Here is a 17716-nt window from a genome sequence, read left to right on the forward strand (position 1 = left end):
GCGACCAGATGGCGGGCATACCATAGGCTTTCGAACAGGTACGCATTCAAGTATTCGTCACGCTCCCGACCATTAGAAAATCCGATAAAAGGTTAGTTCTTCAGTATGGTCTAAGGTTCCCTTCAGGAAAACAGCCCATGTGAACCCTATTTTTGTTCATTGACTATCTCGCATCCACGCCAGTAATCGCAGCTGGCTTTCATATCGAGAATCACAGCATCATCAGGTTGTTCAAATGCAGGAAACACTTCAAACGTCAAATGTGTAATTACCGAATTTTCAGCTTGTGCGATTGCTTCGTGCAAAGGTTCTGGATGAATTATGCCGATTTCGTTGTTTGCTTCTGTGAATGGCCAATGGTAGTCACGCGTCCCGTCTGTTTGCTGTAGGTGGATGATCGGGCTGACATGAGCCAACTCCCTTACCCAACGATATGGGTCACTATCTTCCCCACCCAAATCGTATCGGCAGCAATGCCCAACATCGAGACAAAGTCCCAATTGCGCACCGGGAAGCTTCTGCATTTTTGCTGAAAGCTCATGGCACTCCTCCAGAGTGCTTGGCCATTCTCGGGCAACTGGCATCGGCTCCCAAAGTAGATGCTTCAACCCAGCTCCCTCAGCGTGAAGCGCAAGTTGTTCGACAAGCTCCATCAATTCGTCATGCAGGGCTGCACGGCGTGCCTCATCGCCATGATCTCGGACACTCATTGCACCCATATGGCCTCCGAACGTGTCGACACCCAAAGCAGCAGTGAAATCAATTGCCAGCTTGTATTGTTCAAAAGCCTCAAGCCGGCGCCCCTTTTCGGGGTGCGACATCAGGTTCTGACAATAGTGCCCGAGTCCGGAGAACACACTGGAAATCTCAATACCTGACTGTGCACAGGCAGTAAGGATTTCGCGCGTTGCAGGTCCCAGAGACTTCGCTCCGAATTCGAGATTTACAAGATCGAGGGAGAATTGCACATCAGTGATCTCAAGCTCTTGAGCTATAAGGTCAGCCCAGATCTGAGGCTCAGGCCACCTCTTCATCATGAAGCCATTGTTTACGCTAAGCTTTACGGGAGCTTTGTTTGTCATGTCATCTACCCTCCATTTGGCGCCCCCAAAACGGGCGCCACTAAACCGAACGATTGAAGAAGCGGAAACACCGCAGCACCCAAAGCCGCCACCTCATCACCCGCAGTTCCTATGAGGACACGCGGAATTTCGCGATCATCATGTGCAGAAACACTGCGAGCCAACGGCTCCATGACCCGCAATATTTGATCCAGCAATTTTTCAGGCATATAGCCGGTGATCACGACTGTCTCTGGGTCCAAAGTATTCTCAAGCCCCAAGATCATCAGTTTCAAAGTCAATCCTGCCGTCTGCATCCATTCAAAAAGTTTTGGTTCCCGGTTTTCAAATGCTGTTTCAAGAGAATCGGGATTAGACGTCGCGCTGTTTAATCCCAAACATTCATAAGCCGAATGCAGGGAGAGATACTGCTCGGCGCAGCCTGTGTTCCCGCAATAGCAGGCCTTCCCGTCAGGAAATATCGACACATGACCGATTTCACCAGCATTGCCATTCTTGCCGCGAATGGGTCTGCCTTCGATAACCAAGCCACCACCGAGGCCGGTACCAATATACACACAGGCGAAAGTGCGCATGCCTTTGGCCGCCCCGAAATATGATTCTCCCATCGCCGCGGCGGTTGCATCGTTTTCCAGATAAACCGGCAATCCCGTTGACTGTGACAGCTTCTTAACCAATGGAAATGACTGCCAATTCGGTAGGACTGTGGGACCGCTGGCGGCAATTTCATTGACGTTGAAAGGGCCGGGCATCACCACCCCGATACCGCAAATCCGTGAGCGTTCCACTTTGGACTTGGTAATCAGTTCGGCGACAGCCTGTTCCAAGGCAGGCAACCCCTCTTCGGGATTGGGGTGCGACACATCAAAGCGGGTCCGCGCGAGCTCTTCTCCGCCAAGATCCAAAAGCACGCCGATCAGTTTGCGGTGATCGAGCTGAAGCCCGATCGAATACGCTCCCTTGGCGTTGATCGAGAGCATTCTCGGTGGTTTGCCTCTTGCCGTCGGGCGCCTGTCAGACTCAACGAAAAGCGATCGCTCGATAAATTCATCGGCGATATTCGAGACCGTCTGTGTCGAGAGCCGCGTTAGTCTCTTCAAATCCGCACGCGACAACTCTCCGTGCAACCGCAACGCCTCCAGAACCACACGGCGATTGTGCTGCTTAGCATTTTCCAGATTTGTTCCCGCGAGCGTTGCATTGCGCCCTTGAACCTCGGTTTGATGCCAGTCGTTAGGCATATGCCATCCCCTAATAAGCCTTGAGACGAAGGCTGCGTATACAAACCATGTCGCACGGGACGTTACAAAGTGTCAGTAATCTTCCGCAGATTTCGCGACATGTCTGGATTGAGTCCACGCTTTTGTGCAAATTCTTCAGCAAGAACATAAAACCGTATGATTTGAAGCAAAGGCACCAGGAGTGGATGGATGGCAGCCGTCGTCTCCTCCACCTCCATGGTGATAATTTGGGCTCCCATCTTTTTAAGCTGACCAGCAGTTTCAAGAACCTCATCGCGAGCCTGATCCTGGGGTGGGAAAATCATACAGACAAAACCACTGTCGACCAGCGCTGCCGGACCATGCAGAACTTCAGCAGCACTGAATGCCTCTGCATGAACAAATGCGGTTTCCTTGAGCTTCAACGCGGCTTCCTGAGCCACAGCAAGCGATGGCCCACGACTCAAGACAAAGGCGGAGTTTTTGTTACTTAAGACACCAAAGCGGTCATCAGAATTCAGACTAAGCGTTTTTGCCAATGCCTCCGGCAACCCTTCCAATGCGGAAGCAAGATGCTGATCATTTGCCCACTCGGCCACAATTGACGCTATGGCCACCAAACTGCAAACAAAGCTCTTCGTGGCCGGCACCGCTACTTCACTGCCGGCCCCGATCGGGAGGGTATGCTGACTAATTTTACCGAGCAGTGAATCATCTGCATTGATTAATGCAATTCCTCTCGCACCTCCCGATTGAAGTGATTGGTGCAATGCTGCAATATCTTGGCTACCACCCGATTGCGAAACAGCGAAGGAAACTGCTCCTTGAGTTTGCAGGGATGAAAGATAGAGCGACGCGACCGACGGGCCTATTGAAGATACCGGGATTCCAAGGCGCATTTCCACAAGATATTTGAGGTACAAGGCAGCACAGTCCGAGCTCCCGCGTGCGCAAGTGGTAACAAAGCGCGGCGGTTCCCGATTTAGCCAGGCGCCCCGTTCACGGTATGCTTCACCATGGACTGCCAGTTGCCTTTCGACGCGTGAAGGGATTTCGTTGATCTCGCGAAGCATCACACGACGATCTGATGGCTTAAGAAGCGACATAACCGATTTCCGTTAACTGCACTGGATTTTGGTTGGCGATAATGATTTGTAGACACCCACCCAAAGCCGCAAAGGGGTCTAAGACCAGGGTCGTCGCGATTTCCCGCACAAACGTCTCACCGCGGCCCTTATTGTCAAACCGCGCCCGAAAGCGGCTGTCCTCCAGCATTGATGAAATACTATCCAGCAGAGCACCTGATAAAAACACGCCCCCGCGCGCGCCCATCGTCAATGCAACATTTCCGGCTGTATCACCCAGCAGCGCCATAAATATCTCGACTGCTTCCCGCGCCAGTCCAGTCTTGTCGCTACGGGCCTCTTTGACCACCTGGGGAGGGTCGGCAAGGCCCGGTTGCTGACCATCTAGCTCACAAAGGACTAGGTAAAGCTCGACCAAGCCGCTGCCACATAAGACCCGTTCTGCTGAGACGCGTGAATACCGCCTGCGCAACACCTGCCAAATGGCAATCTCTCGCTCATCCTGAACCGGTAGAGAGACATAACCGCCCTCACCCGCCAGAACGATCGGAGTAGAAGAAGACGAGACAATGCAAGAGACACCCAAGCCTGTACCGGGACCGATCAGGGCTATCGGTTCGTTGTTGACGCGCGATCCGTTCCCGATCTGGCGAAGAGAAGCCTCGTCAACGTGTGACAAACCCATCGACTGAGCGGCGAAGTCATTGACGATGTAAAGGCTTTCAAGGCCCAGAGCGCTGCGCAGGCCGCGTGCGGAAAATGACCACGAACTGTTGGTCATGCTTATCGCATCACCTGTGACCGGCGCGGCGACACCAAAGCATGCGCCCTGCACAGGTTCGCTGTTCAGCAATGCTCGCCCGTGCTCAACTGCTTCAACTATGCCATTATAGTCGGCGCATTTGAGCACTACCGGCCTACCAACGCCCTGATAGGGATCCGCAAGCGCAAAACGGGCGTGTGTACCTCCGATATCAGCAACCAGATAGGGGACGTCGCTCACAACTTCTTGTCCCGTGCGACCAACGGAACATAGTCAGTCAAATCCACCTCATCAAAATGGATTGTCTTTCCAAGTTCCGCCGACTTGTAGAGACCCATCAGAATGCGAGTGACTTCCAATCCGTCATGGAACGTAACCAAAGGCTTATCACCTTTGCGAAAGGCTTCAACCATGTGGCGGTTTTCGCTCGTATACCCATACGAGGCATGCTCATCTTCCATCACAGGCATCAATCCCTGTTCGGAATTCTGTTTTTCGATCATGTCCTCGCCTTGCTCGCCGTGGACATCTCTGGACATGAACACCTTCAGGCCGGATTGAAGCGAATTGTATTCCATTGAGTATTCCGCCCCGAGGACTTCCAGTTCTATCCGTAGCCCGGCGCCAATGAATGCCCATGACGTTGCGCATTCAACGATAACGTCATGGCCGTCGGGGTCTTCGAAGACAACGGTCCCGCGGGCAAAATCCTCCGACGGATTGTTACGGTAATCCACGTCCTTACCCATATCCTGTAGCAGTTTGTCCGCATATTTCGAGCGCTGCCATTTCAGGTTGGCTACGGATCCGGTGGCTGATTTCAATTTCAGCGCCGAACGCGGCTCCCCGGGTTTGCTAAGGAGAAAGCGACCAACCTCAACGCTGTGGCACATCATATCGAGGAGCACCCCACCGCCCTGTTTGTCGCCTTGCCAAAACCAGGGTTCGTGCGGTCCCGCATGCTCTTCGGTGGCACGCGCCAAATAGGGGCGTCCTGCTGTAGGGACAGCCCGCTGCCATATGATGTTGCGGCCGCGCTCTACCGCGCTCGCAAAAAGCTGATTCTCCAAATAGCCGTGATTAAGACCGGCTGCATCAACCAGCCGAACCATCTCTTCAGCTTCGCGCATCGTCCGCGCAAGCGGCTTTTCGCAAGCAACTGCTTTCAATGCGCCGGGATTAGCCACAGCAAAATCATGGATGGTCTTCATCGTCTCCAGCCGGACGTGATTGGGGACAAGGATCCATACCGCGTCGATCTCGCCGGAACCAAGCATCTCTTCCAGGCTCGAATAACCAGTGCACGGTCCCAACCCCAGCGTATTCGCCTTGTCACAGAACAGACTCCGTTTTTCCGCAGTCCGGCTATAAACCCCGCGAACCTCAACATTTCGCACGGAAATCAACGATTCCAGATGGAAATTCGCAATAAAGCCCGCGCCAATTACGCCGATGCGTAGCGTTTTGAGTTCGTCGCCCACGTCATGTCCTTTCAAAATAGCGGTGTAGCCGGCGCCCTCTTCGGGAGGGCGCCGTCGTTGGTATCAACTTACTTCGATCCACCCCACTGCTCGGGATAGCCGTCCATTTCCTCGCAACCGCACAAAGCATAGTGCTGCGGAGGCATATTTGCCTGCAGATACTTGTCCAGGTTATCGTTGGTGATAGTCGGCTGCGGCAGATACCAGATGGGACCTGGCACAGGTTCACCACTGAGGATCATCTTGGCCGCAATGACTGCCGTACGCCATTGGAACGTCGGGTAGGTCGGCGCAATCGCAGTCAGGCCTTCCTCTTTCCATTTAGCCAGAAAGTCCTGCTGGTCTTCGCCGGTGAAGATCGGAATATCCGCGCCGATATCTTCAAAAGCCTCAATCGCTGCCGCAGATGTTGCTCCGGCATCCATCCAGACTGCATCAATTTTGCCGAAGCGCTGCAAATAGTCTTCGACAATCGATTTTGCGATCGCGCGATCATCGTTGGTGAATTCTGCGCCGATCACCTTGATCTTCTCGTTCTCAGCGAAAACACGCTCGGCAGCTGACCAGCGCGTTTCGAGAACATCCACGCCAGGCGATATGCGCAAGGCAAGTACATTGCCCCCGTCTGGCAGGTTCTCGGACACGAAGCGCGCAGCCTGCGCACCGAAGGCATATCCACCGATAGGTGTGATGTAGCTAACCGGGCATTCGGTAGCGACGCCTCGCGAAAACACAATGACGGGCAGTTCTTCACAGGCGCGTTCGACAGCAGGGGTCAGCGCGGCCGTCGTGTTTGGCGTAACCATCAACACATCACAGCGCTTGCTGGCCAACAGATCGTTGATGTCGGCGATCTGTTTGTCATCCTTGCCTTCAGCATCGGTCATGATGAATTCGGCAATTTCCGGATGGAGCTTGAGTTCCTCTTTCATGGTCTGATTTCCGACCACCTGCCACGGATTGAAAATACCCGCTTGCGAGAAGCAAACCACCCACGGGCCTTCTTTCTTGTACTGGCTCGTATCGCGATAATTATCCATCATCGACTGCAGCCAAGGCTTGCCTTCCGGTCCCATTGGCTGCGCATCCAGCAGTTGGATCTGACGATCATATTCCGCCTGGTCGAAGAATTCACTTTTATCTTGAGCCTGTACAGCGGCAGCGAAGCTCCCGCCTGCGACAAGCGCGACCACAAGTGGTGTGGCGATCCGTTTGAACAACATAAGCACTCCTCCTTCAGATTTGCAGAAACCGGTGGCGACGGTCTTTGTTTGGTTCTGCTTTAATGCCAGAAACGCTCTGGCCGCGCCTATCCGCGCCGTGCCGAGTAAGCGACAGCACCGATAATGATGATACCCTGCACTGCATCGCGCATAGGCTTGGGAAATCCCCAGATGTTGAGTAATGTGAACAGCGCGTGCAGCGCTATGGCTCCTGCAATGACTGCCGGAACCGAACCTCGTCCACCCAGAAGCACTGCGCCTCCGAGAACCGCGGCAGATATCGCCTGCAGCTCGTATCCATTTCCAACAGCGGTGGAGACGCCCGAAAAACCGCCAAGCAAAATCGCGGCTATGACGGCACTGACTGCGGAAAAAATGAATGCAACAACCCGCACCATGGTCACGTTCACGCCGGACAACCTCGCGGCGCGCGGGTTTGTGCCAACAGCAAAAAGTTGGCGACCGTAATTCGTACCGTGCAAAGTCCAGGCAGCAAAAGCACCGAAAACCAGGACAACAATGAGAGCTAAGGGAAATCCGTAGATGGTCTCACGGCCGAAAGCGCGAAACGCGTCAGGCAAATTTCCCCGGGCTGAGCCGCCCGAAAGGTAGAGGCCGGCGCCGCGATAGGCGAGCAACATGCCAAGTGTTGCGATGATTGACGGGACTTTGAGAACCGAGACCACCAGGCCGTTCAAGCCGCCTGCCACAACTCCAATGGCAAGACAAAGCGCAATGCTCGCATAGACCTGCTCGGGATGCGTATTCAAAACCAGGGCTGACAGAAGAACGATGAATGTGATCAACGAGCCGACCGATAGGTCGAATCCGCCAGACACAATCACGAACAGCTGCCCCACTGCCAGTATGATCAGAGGCGACGCCCGCCGCAACAACTGCATCATTGGACCGTAATCGGCATAGATGGGGTTCGACAACACGATCGCCAAGATAATCGCCGCCAATATTATGTAAATTGGCTCAATGCGTGAAAGCAAGGACCAACGGGGTGAAACAAATTCTTGTGGATGCTGATGGGTGCTCATGCAACTTCTTCCTTCGAACGCATGGAATAGGCCGCGACTGCAAGCACAATGATCAGGCCACGCAGGACTTGCTTCAAATACGGATCGATGCCCAATTGGTTGAACAGGCTGTCGATCAGGCCGAAAATAAGCACCCCTATAATCGTGCCGAACACACCACCGCGCCCACCAGCGAGAATGGTTCCACCGATCACCACGGCAGCAATTGATTCCAGGTCATAAATCCCGTCCGGCCCGACCCATGGCGCCCCCGAGCCCAGCCTGCTTGTCAAGAACAGGCCTGCCAGCGCCGCAAGCAATCCGGCTATCAGATGGGCACGTCTCATGGTGCGACCGGTATCGATGCCTGAAAGCCTGGCCGCTTCGTTATTACCGCCAACGGCGTAGATGTGCGCGCCGAACTTGGTCTTACGCAAAACGAACACAGCACCGGCCGCCACCGCCAAAAGCAGGAAAAACGAATTGGGAACACCTAGCACCGAACCATAGGCAATTATCTGGTAGCTATCAGGCACCGAGCCAGCAAAATTCTGAAAACTGGTGCTTAGGATTCCCTGAATAATGAGACCCACGCCTAGCGTTGCAATCAGCGGATTAACCTTGCCCTTTGTCACCAAAAATCCGTTCAACCAACCAATGCCCGCGCCCATCAGCAAAACCGCTGGCACAGCGACCAAGATCATTGTCGCACTACCCTGCATTAAATAAGACGCCATGACGGCTGAAAGGCTGATGACGAAGGCTACGGACAAATCTATCGATCCGACCAGAATCACGAATGTCTGCCCGACGGCGACGATGGCGAGTGTTACCGACCGCTCAACCACATTGAGAAGAAACTGAACTGAAAATCCGCCGGTTCGCCCAAAAGCCTCGGTCAGCGGATAGGAAACCACTGCCATGGCAAGCAGAACCCACAGCACAGGCGGGATGTCGCGCCACTGCTTGCGAAGACTGGCCATCATTGCGCCACCGTATTCAAGCTTCTGCACTGACAGGCCCTCCTGCTTCCATCAGAATTGCTGCCTCGTCGGCGTTTCGGGCAAACTCCTTCGTGATGGTACCGCCACGCATGACGTAGATCCGGTCACTCATGCCGATAATTTCCGGAAGCTCCGATGACAGCAGGATAATCGATTTCCCGCTATCCGCGAGCTGCCTGAGCAAGGCGTAAATCGCCGCCTTTGCACTCACATCGACACCGCGCGTCGGTTCGGCGAGTACAAGAATTTCTGCCCCTGTCAAAAGCCATTTTGACAACACCACTTTCTGCTGATTGCCACCAGAAAGATTGGAAACAGCTCCCTCACCATCTGCCGGGTTGAGGCCGACAGCCTCGAAAACCGCCAAGACCGCATTGCTGTCGGATCTTGTCGTCGGTCGCATTGCCCCGTCGAGTGTTCTGCGCGGCAACATCGCGTTGTCTGCGATGCTCAGACTCAGCGCCAGCCCTTCGTCCTTTCTGCTTTCGGGAACGAAGCCAACACCAGCGGTCATCGCGGAGCGCGGCGCGTGCAAATCTCTTGAGGGCTTTCCATCCGTTTCAATCTCACCGCTCGCAAAACCCGGCGCGCCCCACAAGGCATAGGCGAGCTCGCTTCGACCCGACCCCTTGAGGCCAAAAACTCCCACGATTTCACTTTTCCGCAACTGCAAATTTATGTCGTGCAACGCACTGTTTGCTCCATTGGCAACGCGCAAGACCACCGGGGCATCGTCAGGCACCCGGCCAAATGGCGGATAGTATTTCTCTAGATCGCGACCGATCATCGCCTTGACCAAATCTTCCGGCGAAATTTCTGCGGTTGGACAGGAAAGCACACTGGCGCCATCCTTGAGCACTGTCACACGGTCACATAGGTCGAAAATTTCGGACATTCGGTGGGATATGTAGACGACGGCGAGACCGTTTGCTCGCAATGCTCTCACAAGATCGAAGAGGGTTTGGCTGTCGTCTGCAGCCAAGGTGGCGGTCGGCTCGTCCAAGACAAGAACCTGGGCATCAAAAGCAATTGCCTTGGCGATTTCGACCATTTGCTGGCCAGCCACCGACAGATCTCCAAGGCGACCATCAGGATCTATTGCGAGGTTAAGCCGCTTCAGCACAGCCTGCGCCGCGCTCCGCATCCCGCTGTGGTCAAGCACGCCGTTTCGCGTCTTTTCCCGACCCATGAAGATATTCTCCGCGACGGTCCGGTCGGGCAGCAGGTTCAACTCCTGATGAACTATGGCGATACCCGCTCTCTGAGCATCTGCTGGGTGCCGAAATACAATTTGTCGCGAATTGACCGCACAATCACCAGAGTCCGCAGTCAATGCCCCCACAAGCACCTTGACCAAAGTTGACTTGCCTGCGCCATTTTCGCCTACGAGCGCATGAACCTCACCCCTTCGGCAGCAAAAATCCACATTTCTCAACGCAGCAACAGGACCGAAATTTTTCGAGATCCTCTTCAATTGCACCACAGCTGCGGCGCGCCCACATTGCTCGGTGGTATCCGCAAAACTAGAACCCGCGCCCCGACCGACACCAACTTCTTCACCTTCCCGCAATGGATCTCCCCCTCCAGCAGTCTTCAAATTGTATCAATATATTTATTTTGTCAAATTGATTTTATTATTATTTTGAACACAACGCCCTCCCGATGAATTGGGCTAATTAAGGTTATCCAAAGCACAAGCACATAAGAAACGGGGCACTGCCACCCGTCGGGTTCGAACTGCGAAAAAAGATCGAAGGAAATTTTGCAAAATTTGGTAGAATTAAAATTCTTCTATGAAAACTACAAATATATAACTATTCGTTAACCATGTTCGATTCATTTGTTCCGGATGTGTTCTTTTACGTTGCCTGGATGGAAGTTCCGGATTATATATTTGTGCATCGGCGATTGGAACACATGGCCGAATAAAGCGGCCTCCGCCGGGTGCTTGCAACACCCAACGAAGGCCTGACCGAAACCCCTACTTACATAGGAGCACGGCTATGCGATTTATAACGCTAAATCCCATTTAGGGAACATCCCCAATCCTACTTCGACGTCATCGCAGTGACAATACGGTAACCTCCTCATGCCTGGCCTTGAGCTGCAAGTGACATGGCTGTTGGTCCCTGCCCTGACGCCGGAACGCGGAAATCATTTCCACTTTATTGAATTGAACCAGGCAACCTGCCGGGCTGATTGCTGATGAAGTGTTGACGCGTTGAAGACGCGCAACGCGCTCAGCCGCAATCCTCGGAGCATGAACAACGCCTTTCCACTTCTGACCCACGACGGCAGCCAACTCCGGCAGCATCGTCGGGGGACGGCGAAGCTATGCACAGGTCGCGCCAAAGACAGGGATATTTCCCATGAACCATACAAATCAGAATGACAGCAGTACTTCGGCCATTGTTCCGGTGCTTGATCTCGACACGATCCGGCCTGCGCTACAGCAGCTCGCCCGGGCAACGGTCGACAAGACGCTCCAGCAAGCCCGGGAAACACGAGTTGATCCGGTCCTTAGTTGTTCCAGTGCGCTTGCGACATACTACATGATGATGCCGCGCAATGACGGCAAAGCGATGGAGCACATCCTCGACATTGTCGCACACAACGTTGCGGACTTGGCGGTCATCACCAGCGGCCTCAAGTTTGGCATTGATCCGAGACATCTTGATCTCGTGCAATCAAACCAATCGGCGGTTCTGGCCCAGCTTCAGACAGACCATGATCCTGATCCACGCGGCCCGACTTACCGGCCCGATGCCCTGGTTATCAATCGCGATACCGGCAAGGCCTGTCTTCTGGAATTCAAGCGACAAGCCTCGACGATCGAGACAACCAGACTCAATCAGATCGCTGACAATCTGACGATCGCCAGGGCTCAGGTGTGTGATCTGCTCTACCGCAAACACCGGCGCATCAAAATCGAACCGGAAGCTGTATCATGGGCGATCATCGACTGTTCGGATCAGGAACTGCCGCCCCGCTTTCGCGACATTGGCGTGTTCGGGCTCGATAGCCTTGACGCCATTTGCGGTGTCCGGAATGTCGCTGAGGCCTATCGCCTGGCGCGGACGTTGATGGCTGCGGAATTCAGCCGCGGGGAAACGGAGCTCATGGCAGCATCGCAAAAGTTCGTTCCTGCTCAAACCGTCAATGAACTGATTGAAGCTGCTGTCAGTGAGGCACGGTTGTCCCGGGTTTCCGCGATTGCGCCACTCGCTGCAATCGGAGCAGAAGGTGCAGATGATGTGTCAGATGATCTCGCAGACCCTGCCACCGGACCCAAACAACAGAATGCGGACGATCAAGCAACCATGTGTTGATTTCCACCCAGAAGTGACCCGGATTTTCCATCGAGAACTGACCCACCTTTAGGTTATGTTTCGTGGGTCAGGCTTTGGTCAAGGCATTAGTTTACTCCTTGGTTTTCCCCGCAGCTGCGGCCGAACTGGCCTTGAAGCGGAAGCTGTCGTTTCCGGTCTCCAGGATGTGGCAGCGGTGAGTGAGCCGATCGAGCAGCGCGGTTGTCATCTTTGCATCACCGAAGACCGTGGCCCATTCGCTGAAGCTCAGGTTCGTGGTGATGACGACGCTGGTGCGTTCGTAAAGCTTGCTCAGCAAATGGAAGAGTAATGCGCCGCCTGACGCGCTGAATGGCAGATAGCCAAGCTCGTCCAGGATCACGAGATCGAGGCGGGTGAGGCTTTCGGCAAGCTGTCCGGCTTTGCCTTTTGCCTTCTCCTGTTCGAGCGCGTTGACGAGCTCAATAGTCGAGAAGAAGCGGACCTTGCGGCGGTGATGTTCGACGGCCTGCACGCCAAGGGCTGTCGCGACATGCGTTTTGCCAGTCCCGGGGCCGCCGATCAGCACGACGTTCTGTGCGCCGTCCGTGAACTCGACGCGATGAAGTTGGCGCACCGTGGCCTCGTTGATCTCACTGGCCGCGAAGTTGAAGCCGGACAGATCTTTATAAGCCGGGAAGCGGGCAGCCTTCATGTGGTAGGCAATGGACCGGACCTCCCGCTCAGCCACTTCGGCCTTCAGCAACTGGGTGAGCATTGGCACCGCGGCATCAAATGCCGGTGCGCCTTGTTCCATGAGGTCGGTGACGGCCTGGGCCATCCCATGCATCTTCAGACTTCGCAGCATGATGATAATGGCACCGCTGGCGGGATCATGACGCATGGCGGCCTCCGGCGGTCCGGGCCCGCAGGCCATCATAGCGTTCGACATTGGCCTTTGGCTCACGGCGCAGAGCAAGGGCCTGTGGGGTGTCGATGTCGGGCGCGCCGATCGCCTTTCCGTCGATCAGACGATGCAGAAGGTTCAGCACGTGAGTTTTGGTTGCGACCCCCTCAGCCAGCGCCATTTCCACGGCGACCAGCACGGCCTGTTCATCGTGATGCAGAACCAGCGCCAAGATGTCGACCATCTCCCTGTCACCGCCAGGTTTGCGCAGCATGAGATCTTGCAGCTGTTTGAATGCCGGAGGGAATTCGGCAAAGGGGGCACCGTTCCTCAATGCGCCGGGCTTGCGCTGAAGGACGGCCAAGTAGTGGTGCCAGTCGTAAATCGTGCGTGGTGGGAGTTGATGACTGCGCTGGATCACGCGCGTATGCTCACACAGGATCTGTCCTTCGGCGGCAACTACCAGCCTGTCCGGATAGACGCGCAGACTGACAGGGCGGTTCGCAAATGACGCCGGGACGCTGTAGCGATTGCGCTCAAAGCTGATCAGGCAGGTCGGGGACACCCGCTTGCTCAGTTCGACGAAGCCATCGAAGGCAGGGGGCAATGGCATCAGCGCGGCTTGTTCTGCGACCCAGACGTCGGCAACGCTGCCCGGCAGCGCTGCATGCGGAATCTCAGTCCACAGCGCGACACAGCGCTGTTCCAGCCAGTCATTCAGTGCTGCGAGATCAGGAAAGCTCGGCATGAGTTGCCATAGACGATGTCGGGCGTCCTGCACGTTCTTCTCGACCTGTCCCTTCTCCCAGCCGGCAGCGGGATTGCAGAACGCGGCCTCGAATAAGTAGTGGTTTGCCATCGCAAGGAACCGCATGTTGACCTGTCGGTCCTTCCCGCGACCGACGCGGTCAACCGCGGTGCGCATGTTGTCGTAGATGCCGCGCTCCGGGACACCGCCGAAGACCCTGAACCCGTGCCAGTGGGCATCAAACAGCATCTCATGGGTTTGCAGCAGATACGCCCGGACCAGAAAGGCCCGGCTGTGCGACAGCTTGATGTGGGCAACTTGCAGCTTGGTGCGTTCGCCGCCGAGAACTGCAAAATCCTCGCTCCAGTCAAACTGGAACGCCTCGCCCGGACGAAACAACAGGGGGACGAAGGTGCCGCGGCCTGTCGTCTGCTGATCTCGCTGCCGATCGGCCCGCCAGTCACGTGCAAAAGCCGCAACCCGATTGTAGGACCCGTCAAAGCCGAGAACCACCAGATCGGCATGCATTTGCTTCAGCGTCAGCCGCTGTTTGCGAGACTTCCCCGCCTCCGTCTTCAGCCAGCCGGCCAGCTTCTCGGCGAACGGATCGAGCTTGCTTTGCCGCTCTGGCGTCGCGAACAGAGGCTCGATCATGCCCGAGTTCAAATACTTCTTGATGGTGTTGCGCGACATTCCGGTCCGCCGCGCAATCTCGCGCAGAGGCAACTTCTCTCGCAAAGCCATACGTCGGATGATGTTCAAAAGTCCCATGTGTATCACTCCAATGTCCCCCGTTGCGCATGGCGCAGGGGGAAGGGTCACATGGGTCAATTCTCAATGGAAATTAGGCCGCTACCCGGGTCACTTCTGGGTGGAAATCAACACTCCAACACCTTTGAACTCCTCGCCGACACCCGCGCCAAGATCGGAACCCTGATGTTGGCGATCAACGCCAAGCGTGAGTTCTGGCTGGCCGATGTCAATCTCTCAGCTGCGATCTATGGCGGTGGATCCGGTGCAGGCAGCAGTGCCGCTGCACCATCCGTTGGTGATGCTGGCGGCGGCGGCCACTAACTTTCCGGAAAGGAAAAGACCATGATGAACAGACGTCAATTGCTCGGTGCAAGTGCTGCCGGAGCGGCCCTTGTCTCCTCGACCGCTTGGTCGAAAACAACGAACATGGGACTGCCCGATGCGGCCCTTATGGAAAGCCCGCTGACCCAGGCCCCACTAATGCCCTCCAGCGGACCTGACTACAATCCGGTGGTCACCCTCAACGGCTGGACACTGCCGTCCCGCATGAACAACGGGGTCAAGGAATTTCACCTCGTGGCCGAGCCGGTGGAGCGTGAACTGGCCGACGGAATGACCGCCTATCTATGGGGCTACAACGGCCAATCCATCGGGCCGACCATTGAAGCTGTGGAAGGCGACCGGGTCCGGATTTATGTCACCAATAAACTGCCCGAACACACCACGGTGCATTGGCACGGCTTAATTCTGCCGTCAGGGATGGACGGCGTGGGGGGCCTGTCGCATCCGGCGATCCCGCCCGGCAAGACCTACATCTACGAGTTTGATCTCGTGAAGTCGGGGACCTTCATGTACCACCCTCACGCCGATGAGATGGTGCAGATGGCCATGGGCATGATGGGGTTCTTCATCGTCCACCCGAAGGATCCTGCCTTCATGCCGGTCGATCGCGATTTCCTGATCATGCTCAACGCGTTTGACATTGATCCCGGCTCCTATGTGCCGAAGATCATGACCATGAACGACTTCAATCTGTGGACATGGAACAGCCGGATTTTTCCAGACATCGATCCGTTGGTGGTGTCGAAAAACGACCGCGTCAGGGTCCGAGTCGGCAACCTGACCATGACCAATCATCCGATCCATATGCATGGCTATGATTTCGAGGTGACAGGCACCGATGGCGGCTGGGTCCGGCCTGAAGCCCGGTGGCCGGAAGTGTCGATCGACATTCCGGTGGGCGCGATGCGGGCTTACGAATTCGACGCCGAGTATCTGGGTGACTGGGCCATCCATTGCCACAAATCCCACCATACGATGAACGCCATGGGGCATGACGTGCCGACTTTCATCGGCGTCGACAAATCAAAGCTCACCAAGAAGATCCGGGTGGTTCAGCCTGAATACATGCCGATGGGAACCGCCGGCATGGCCGACATGGCGGAAATGTCGATGGAGCTGCCCAACAATACCATTCCGATGATGGCCGGCTGGGGCCCTTATGGACCACTGGAAATGGGCGGCATGTTCTCCGTCGTCAAGGTCCGTGAGGGCATCTCGGCTGGCGATTACAGCGATCCTGGCTGGTACGAAAACCCGCCCGGAACCCAAGCCTATGAGTGGACTGGCGAATTGCCAGAGTTAGCCAAGGCAACAGACGCCGCAACAACAATCACGCCAGCGCCGTTGAAAGCCAGCAGCAACGGCTAACCCCTTCGACCCAAAGTGTTCACGAAAGGAACAACACCCGTGAAAACTCTCCTGATTGCATCCGCATCATTTCTGGCGATGACAGCACTGGCTGGTGCCAGTGGAACCCACTCTGGTGGTCATGGCAGCATGATGGCCATCGGCAACCCCGGCAAGGCATCCGAAGTCAGCCGAACAATCGAAGTGATCATGAAGGAAACCGACGACGGCGAAATGATCTTCGAACCCAAAGAAATTCTCGTCGAGAAAGGCGAGACCATCCACTTCATGGTGATGAACAAGGGTGAACTGGAGCATGAGTTCGTGCTTGATGATCATGAAGGCGTGATGGAGCACAAGGGGCTGATGGAGCGCATGCCCGAGATGGAGCATGACGATCCCAATTCTGTGCGTCTCGATCCAGGCATGGATGGCGAAGTCATCTGGAGCTTCGCGCACGCGGGACCGTTCGAGTTCGCCTGCCTGATCCCCGGCCACTACGATTCCGGCATGAAAGGCATGCTCACCGTTACCGGTCACTGATCAAACGAACCATTTCCGACAAAAATAAAGGGTAAAACAAATGCGAACACTCACGACACTCATGATCGCTGCCATGATCGCCGTTACCGGCAGTTCTGCAGCTTTTGCCACCGAGTACACCAAAGGCACTGTAAAGAAGGTCGACATGAAGGCCGGCAAGGTCACCATCATTCATGAGGAACTGACCAATCTCGACATGCCTGCCATGACCATGGTGTTCCGCGCCGCTGATCCCGCCATGCTGGAAAAGATGAAGGCAGGGGCCGAAATCGAATTCGTCGCCGACCGGGTAAAGGGCAAACTGACCGTCACCGAACTGAAATAGAGCTTGGTGAAACCGGCAGCGGGAAGCTGACGCTTTCCGCTGCCGATGCCGCTCCGATTCATATTTGATCTTCAGTCTCTACGATCCGCAGGAACCTGCCTGCGCATGAACCAAAGAACGGCCACCGGTATGAAAGCCCACTGAAGCAACGGGCTGAGCCCGGTGCCAAACGGCGGCACCAGCGGCATGAGATCGGAGTAGGTCCAGCGTTGGGATATGTTGGTATAGTAATATTCAAAACCAACTGTCAGAGCGATGCCGACGCCGAGGAACACCAGTGTCTGCCAGGCCTTGGGTGCCTCAAACCAGTGGCGGGTTCGCGCGGCGGCACTGGTGATCCAGAAAGCAACCAGAGCAAACCCTACATCGCCAAAAGTTGCTGACGAACACAGCTTGATACCGTCCCAATGGTTGAGGTCAATCATGCCCGCATAGGTCGGCGCTTGCCAGAACTCCCAGACGAAATGGAGCAGGAAGGAAAACACGATCAGCGAGAATTCGGGCAGACGTGCCATTATGTTCCAGTTCCATTCTAGTAAGCGCAATATGGATTTTTCTACGTCTAAACACTCTAGTGGTTA

17 protein-coding genes are annotated in these 17716 nt (G+C 55.3%); 5 read left to right on the forward strand and 12 right to left on the reverse strand.

The features are described 5' to 3' along the window. Nucleotides 1-146: 146 nt before the first annotated feature. From OEG84_RS12560 to OEG84_RS12600, 9 genes are all read right to left on the reverse strand, one after another. Nucleotides 147-1082, reverse strand: a complete 936-nt coding sequence (locus tag OEG84_RS12560; protein ID WP_267654082.1) for a sugar phosphate isomerase/epimerase family protein — start codon at nucleotides 1080-1082, stop codon at nucleotides 147-149. A 5-nt stretch (nucleotides 1083-1087) separates the two neighbouring features. After that, nucleotides 1088-2323 carry an ROK family protein gene (locus tag OEG84_RS12565; RefSeq protein WP_267654083.1) on the reverse strand — a complete coding sequence of 412 codons (1236 nt, stop codon included), beginning with the start codon at nucleotides 2321-2323 and terminating at the stop codon, nucleotides 1088-1090. Between the two features lie 62 nt (nucleotides 2324-2385). Next, on the reverse strand, nucleotides 2386-3408 hold the full coding sequence (locus tag OEG84_RS12570) for an SIS domain-containing protein (RefSeq protein WP_267654084.1): 1023 nt from the start codon (nucleotides 3406-3408) through the stop codon (nucleotides 2386-2388). Further along, on the reverse strand, nucleotides 3395-4390 hold the full coding sequence (glk, locus tag OEG84_RS12575; protein WP_267654085.1) for a glucokinase: 996 nt from the start codon (nucleotides 4388-4390) through the stop codon (nucleotides 3395-3397). The genes OEG84_RS12570 and glk overlap by 14 nt, the downstream gene beginning before the upstream one ends. Continuing rightward, the gene (locus tag OEG84_RS12580) at nucleotides 4387-5631 is read right to left on the reverse strand and encodes a Gfo/Idh/MocA family protein (protein ID WP_267654086.1); all 1245 of its coding nucleotides are present in this window, start codon (nucleotides 5629-5631) and stop codon (nucleotides 4387-4389) included. The genes glk and OEG84_RS12580 overlap by 4 nt, the downstream gene beginning before the upstream one ends. A 68-nt stretch (nucleotides 5632-5699) precedes the next feature. Continuing rightward, the gene (locus OEG84_RS12585; protein WP_267654087.1) at nucleotides 5700-6854 is read right to left on the reverse strand and encodes a substrate-binding domain-containing protein; all 1155 of its coding nucleotides are present in this window, start codon (nucleotides 6852-6854) and stop codon (nucleotides 5700-5702) included. Nucleotides 6855-6940: 86 nt separating this feature from the next. After that, nucleotides 6941-7900 carry an ABC transporter permease gene (locus OEG84_RS12590; RefSeq protein ID WP_267654088.1) on the reverse strand — a complete coding sequence of 320 codons (960 nt, stop codon included), beginning with the start codon at nucleotides 7898-7900 and terminating at the stop codon, nucleotides 6941-6943. Continuing rightward, the gene (locus OEG84_RS12595; protein ID WP_267654089.1) at nucleotides 7897-8892 is read right to left on the reverse strand and encodes an ABC transporter permease; all 996 of its coding nucleotides are present in this window, start codon (nucleotides 8890-8892) and stop codon (nucleotides 7897-7899) included. Before OEG84_RS12595 ends, OEG84_RS12590 begins: the two co-directional genes overlap by 4 nt. Next, nucleotides 8879-10453, reverse strand: a complete 1575-nt coding sequence (locus OEG84_RS12600) for a sugar ABC transporter ATP-binding protein (protein WP_267654090.1) — start codon at nucleotides 10451-10453, stop codon at nucleotides 8879-8881. The genes OEG84_RS12595 and OEG84_RS12600 overlap by 14 nt, the downstream gene beginning before the upstream one ends. Nucleotides 10454-11252: 799 nt before the next feature. Between OEG84_RS12600 and OEG84_RS12605 the strand changes: the two genes are divergently transcribed. Further along, nucleotides 11253-12212, forward strand: a complete 960-nt coding sequence (locus OEG84_RS12605) for a hypothetical protein (protein WP_267654091.1) — start codon at nucleotides 11253-11255, stop codon at nucleotides 12210-12212. 91 nt (nucleotides 12213-12303) lie between these two features. Here OEG84_RS12605 and istB read toward each other — a convergent pair whose 3' ends face one another. Beyond that, nucleotides 12304-13074 carry an IS21-like element helper ATPase IstB gene (gene istB / locus OEG84_RS12610; RefSeq protein ID WP_267654092.1) on the reverse strand — a complete coding sequence of 257 codons (771 nt, stop codon included), beginning with the start codon at nucleotides 13072-13074 and terminating at the stop codon, nucleotides 12304-12306. Continuing rightward, entirely contained in the window at nucleotides 13064-14596 is a 1533-nt protein-coding gene (gene istA / locus OEG84_RS12615) for an IS21 family transposase (RefSeq protein WP_267654093.1), read from the reverse strand. The genes istB and istA overlap by 11 nt, the downstream gene beginning before the upstream one ends. A 51-nt stretch (nucleotides 14597-14647) precedes the next feature. Here istA and OEG84_RS12620 point away from each other — a divergent pair, with 51 nt between their 5' ends. The 4 genes from OEG84_RS12620 to OEG84_RS12635 all read left to right on the forward strand — a co-directional run bounded on the left by OEG84_RS12620 (nucleotide 14648) and on the right by OEG84_RS12635 (nucleotide 17135). Next, entirely contained in the window at nucleotides 14648-14899 is a 252-nt protein-coding gene (locus OEG84_RS12620; protein ID WP_324288200.1) for a hypothetical protein, read from the forward strand. A gap of 21 nt (nucleotides 14900-14920) precedes the next feature. Beyond that, nucleotides 14921-16288 (forward strand): multicopper oxidase family protein, encoded by a 1368-nt coding sequence (locus tag OEG84_RS12625; protein WP_267654094.1) that lies wholly within the window; start codon nucleotides 14921-14923, stop codon nucleotides 16286-16288. A 78-nt stretch (nucleotides 16289-16366) separates the two neighbouring features. Continuing rightward, a complete protein-coding gene (locus tag OEG84_RS12630; RefSeq protein ID WP_267656172.1) occupies nucleotides 16367-16810 on the forward strand; it encodes a cupredoxin domain-containing protein in 444 nt (147 codons plus the stop codon). Between the two features lie 40 nt (nucleotides 16811-16850). Then, nucleotides 16851-17135, forward strand: a complete 285-nt coding sequence (locus tag OEG84_RS12635) for a copper-binding protein (protein WP_267654095.1) — start codon at nucleotides 16851-16853, stop codon at nucleotides 17133-17135. A 71-nt stretch (nucleotides 17136-17206) separates the two neighbouring features. Here the strand turns inward: OEG84_RS12635 and OEG84_RS12640 are convergent, their stop codons facing one another. Next, nucleotides 17207-17650, reverse strand: a complete 444-nt coding sequence (locus tag OEG84_RS12640; RefSeq protein WP_267654096.1) for a hypothetical protein — start codon at nucleotides 17648-17650, stop codon at nucleotides 17207-17209. Nucleotides 17651-17716 lie beyond the last annotated feature (66 nt).

Source organism: Hoeflea algicola, assembly GCF_026619415.1.
Classification (GTDB): Bacteria; Pseudomonadota; Alphaproteobacteria; order Rhizobiales; family Rhizobiaceae; genus Hoeflea; species Hoeflea algicola.

Excerpts from the sequence above, each read along its gene's own strand:
- OEG84_RS12560 (WP_267654082.1), bottom strand. The coding sequence starts at position 1,082 with ATGACAAACAAAGCTCCCGTAAAGCTTAGCGTAAACAATGGCTTCATG.
- OEG84_RS12565 (WP_267654083.1), bottom strand. The coding sequence starts at position 2,323 with ATGCCTAACGACTGGCATCAAACCGAGGTTCAAGGGCGCAATGCAACG.
- OEG84_RS12570 (WP_267654084.1), bottom strand. The coding sequence starts at position 3,408 with ATGTCGCTTCTTAAGCCATCAGATCGTCGTGTGATGCTTCGCGAGATC.
- OEG84_RS12585 (WP_267654087.1), bottom strand. The coding sequence starts at position 6,854 with ATGTTGTTCAAACGGATCGCCACACCACTTGTGGTCGCGCTTGTCGCA.
- OEG84_RS12590 (WP_267654088.1), bottom strand. The coding sequence starts at position 7,900 with ATGAGCACCCATCAGCATCCACAAGAATTTGTTTCACCCCGTTGGTCC.
- OEG84_RS12605 (WP_267654091.1), top strand. The coding sequence starts at position 11,253 with ATGAACCATACAAATCAGAATGACAGCAGTACTTCGGCCATTGTTCCG.
- istB (WP_267654092.1), bottom strand. The coding sequence starts at position 13,074 with ATGCGTCATGATCCCGCCAGCGGTGCCATTATCATCATGCTGCGAAGT.
- istA (WP_267654093.1), bottom strand. The coding sequence starts at position 14,596 with ATGGGACTTTTGAACATCATCCGACGTATGGCTTTGCGAGAGAAGTTG.
- OEG84_RS12620 (WP_324288200.1), top strand. The coding sequence starts at position 14,648 with ATGGGTCAATTCTCAATGGAAATTAGGCCGCTACCCGGGTCACTTCTG.
- OEG84_RS12625 (WP_267654094.1), top strand. The coding sequence starts at position 14,921 with ATGATGAACAGACGTCAATTGCTCGGTGCAAGTGCTGCCGGAGCGGCC.
- OEG84_RS12630 (WP_267656172.1), top strand. The coding sequence starts at position 16,367 with ATGACAGCACTGGCTGGTGCCAGTGGAACCCACTCTGGTGGTCATGGC.
- OEG84_RS12635 (WP_267654095.1), top strand. The coding sequence starts at position 16,851 with ATGCGAACACTCACGACACTCATGATCGCTGCCATGATCGCCGTTACC.
- OEG84_RS12640 (WP_267654096.1), bottom strand. The coding sequence starts at position 17,650 with ATGGCACGTCTGCCCGAATTCTCGCTGATCGTGTTTTCCTTCCTGCTC.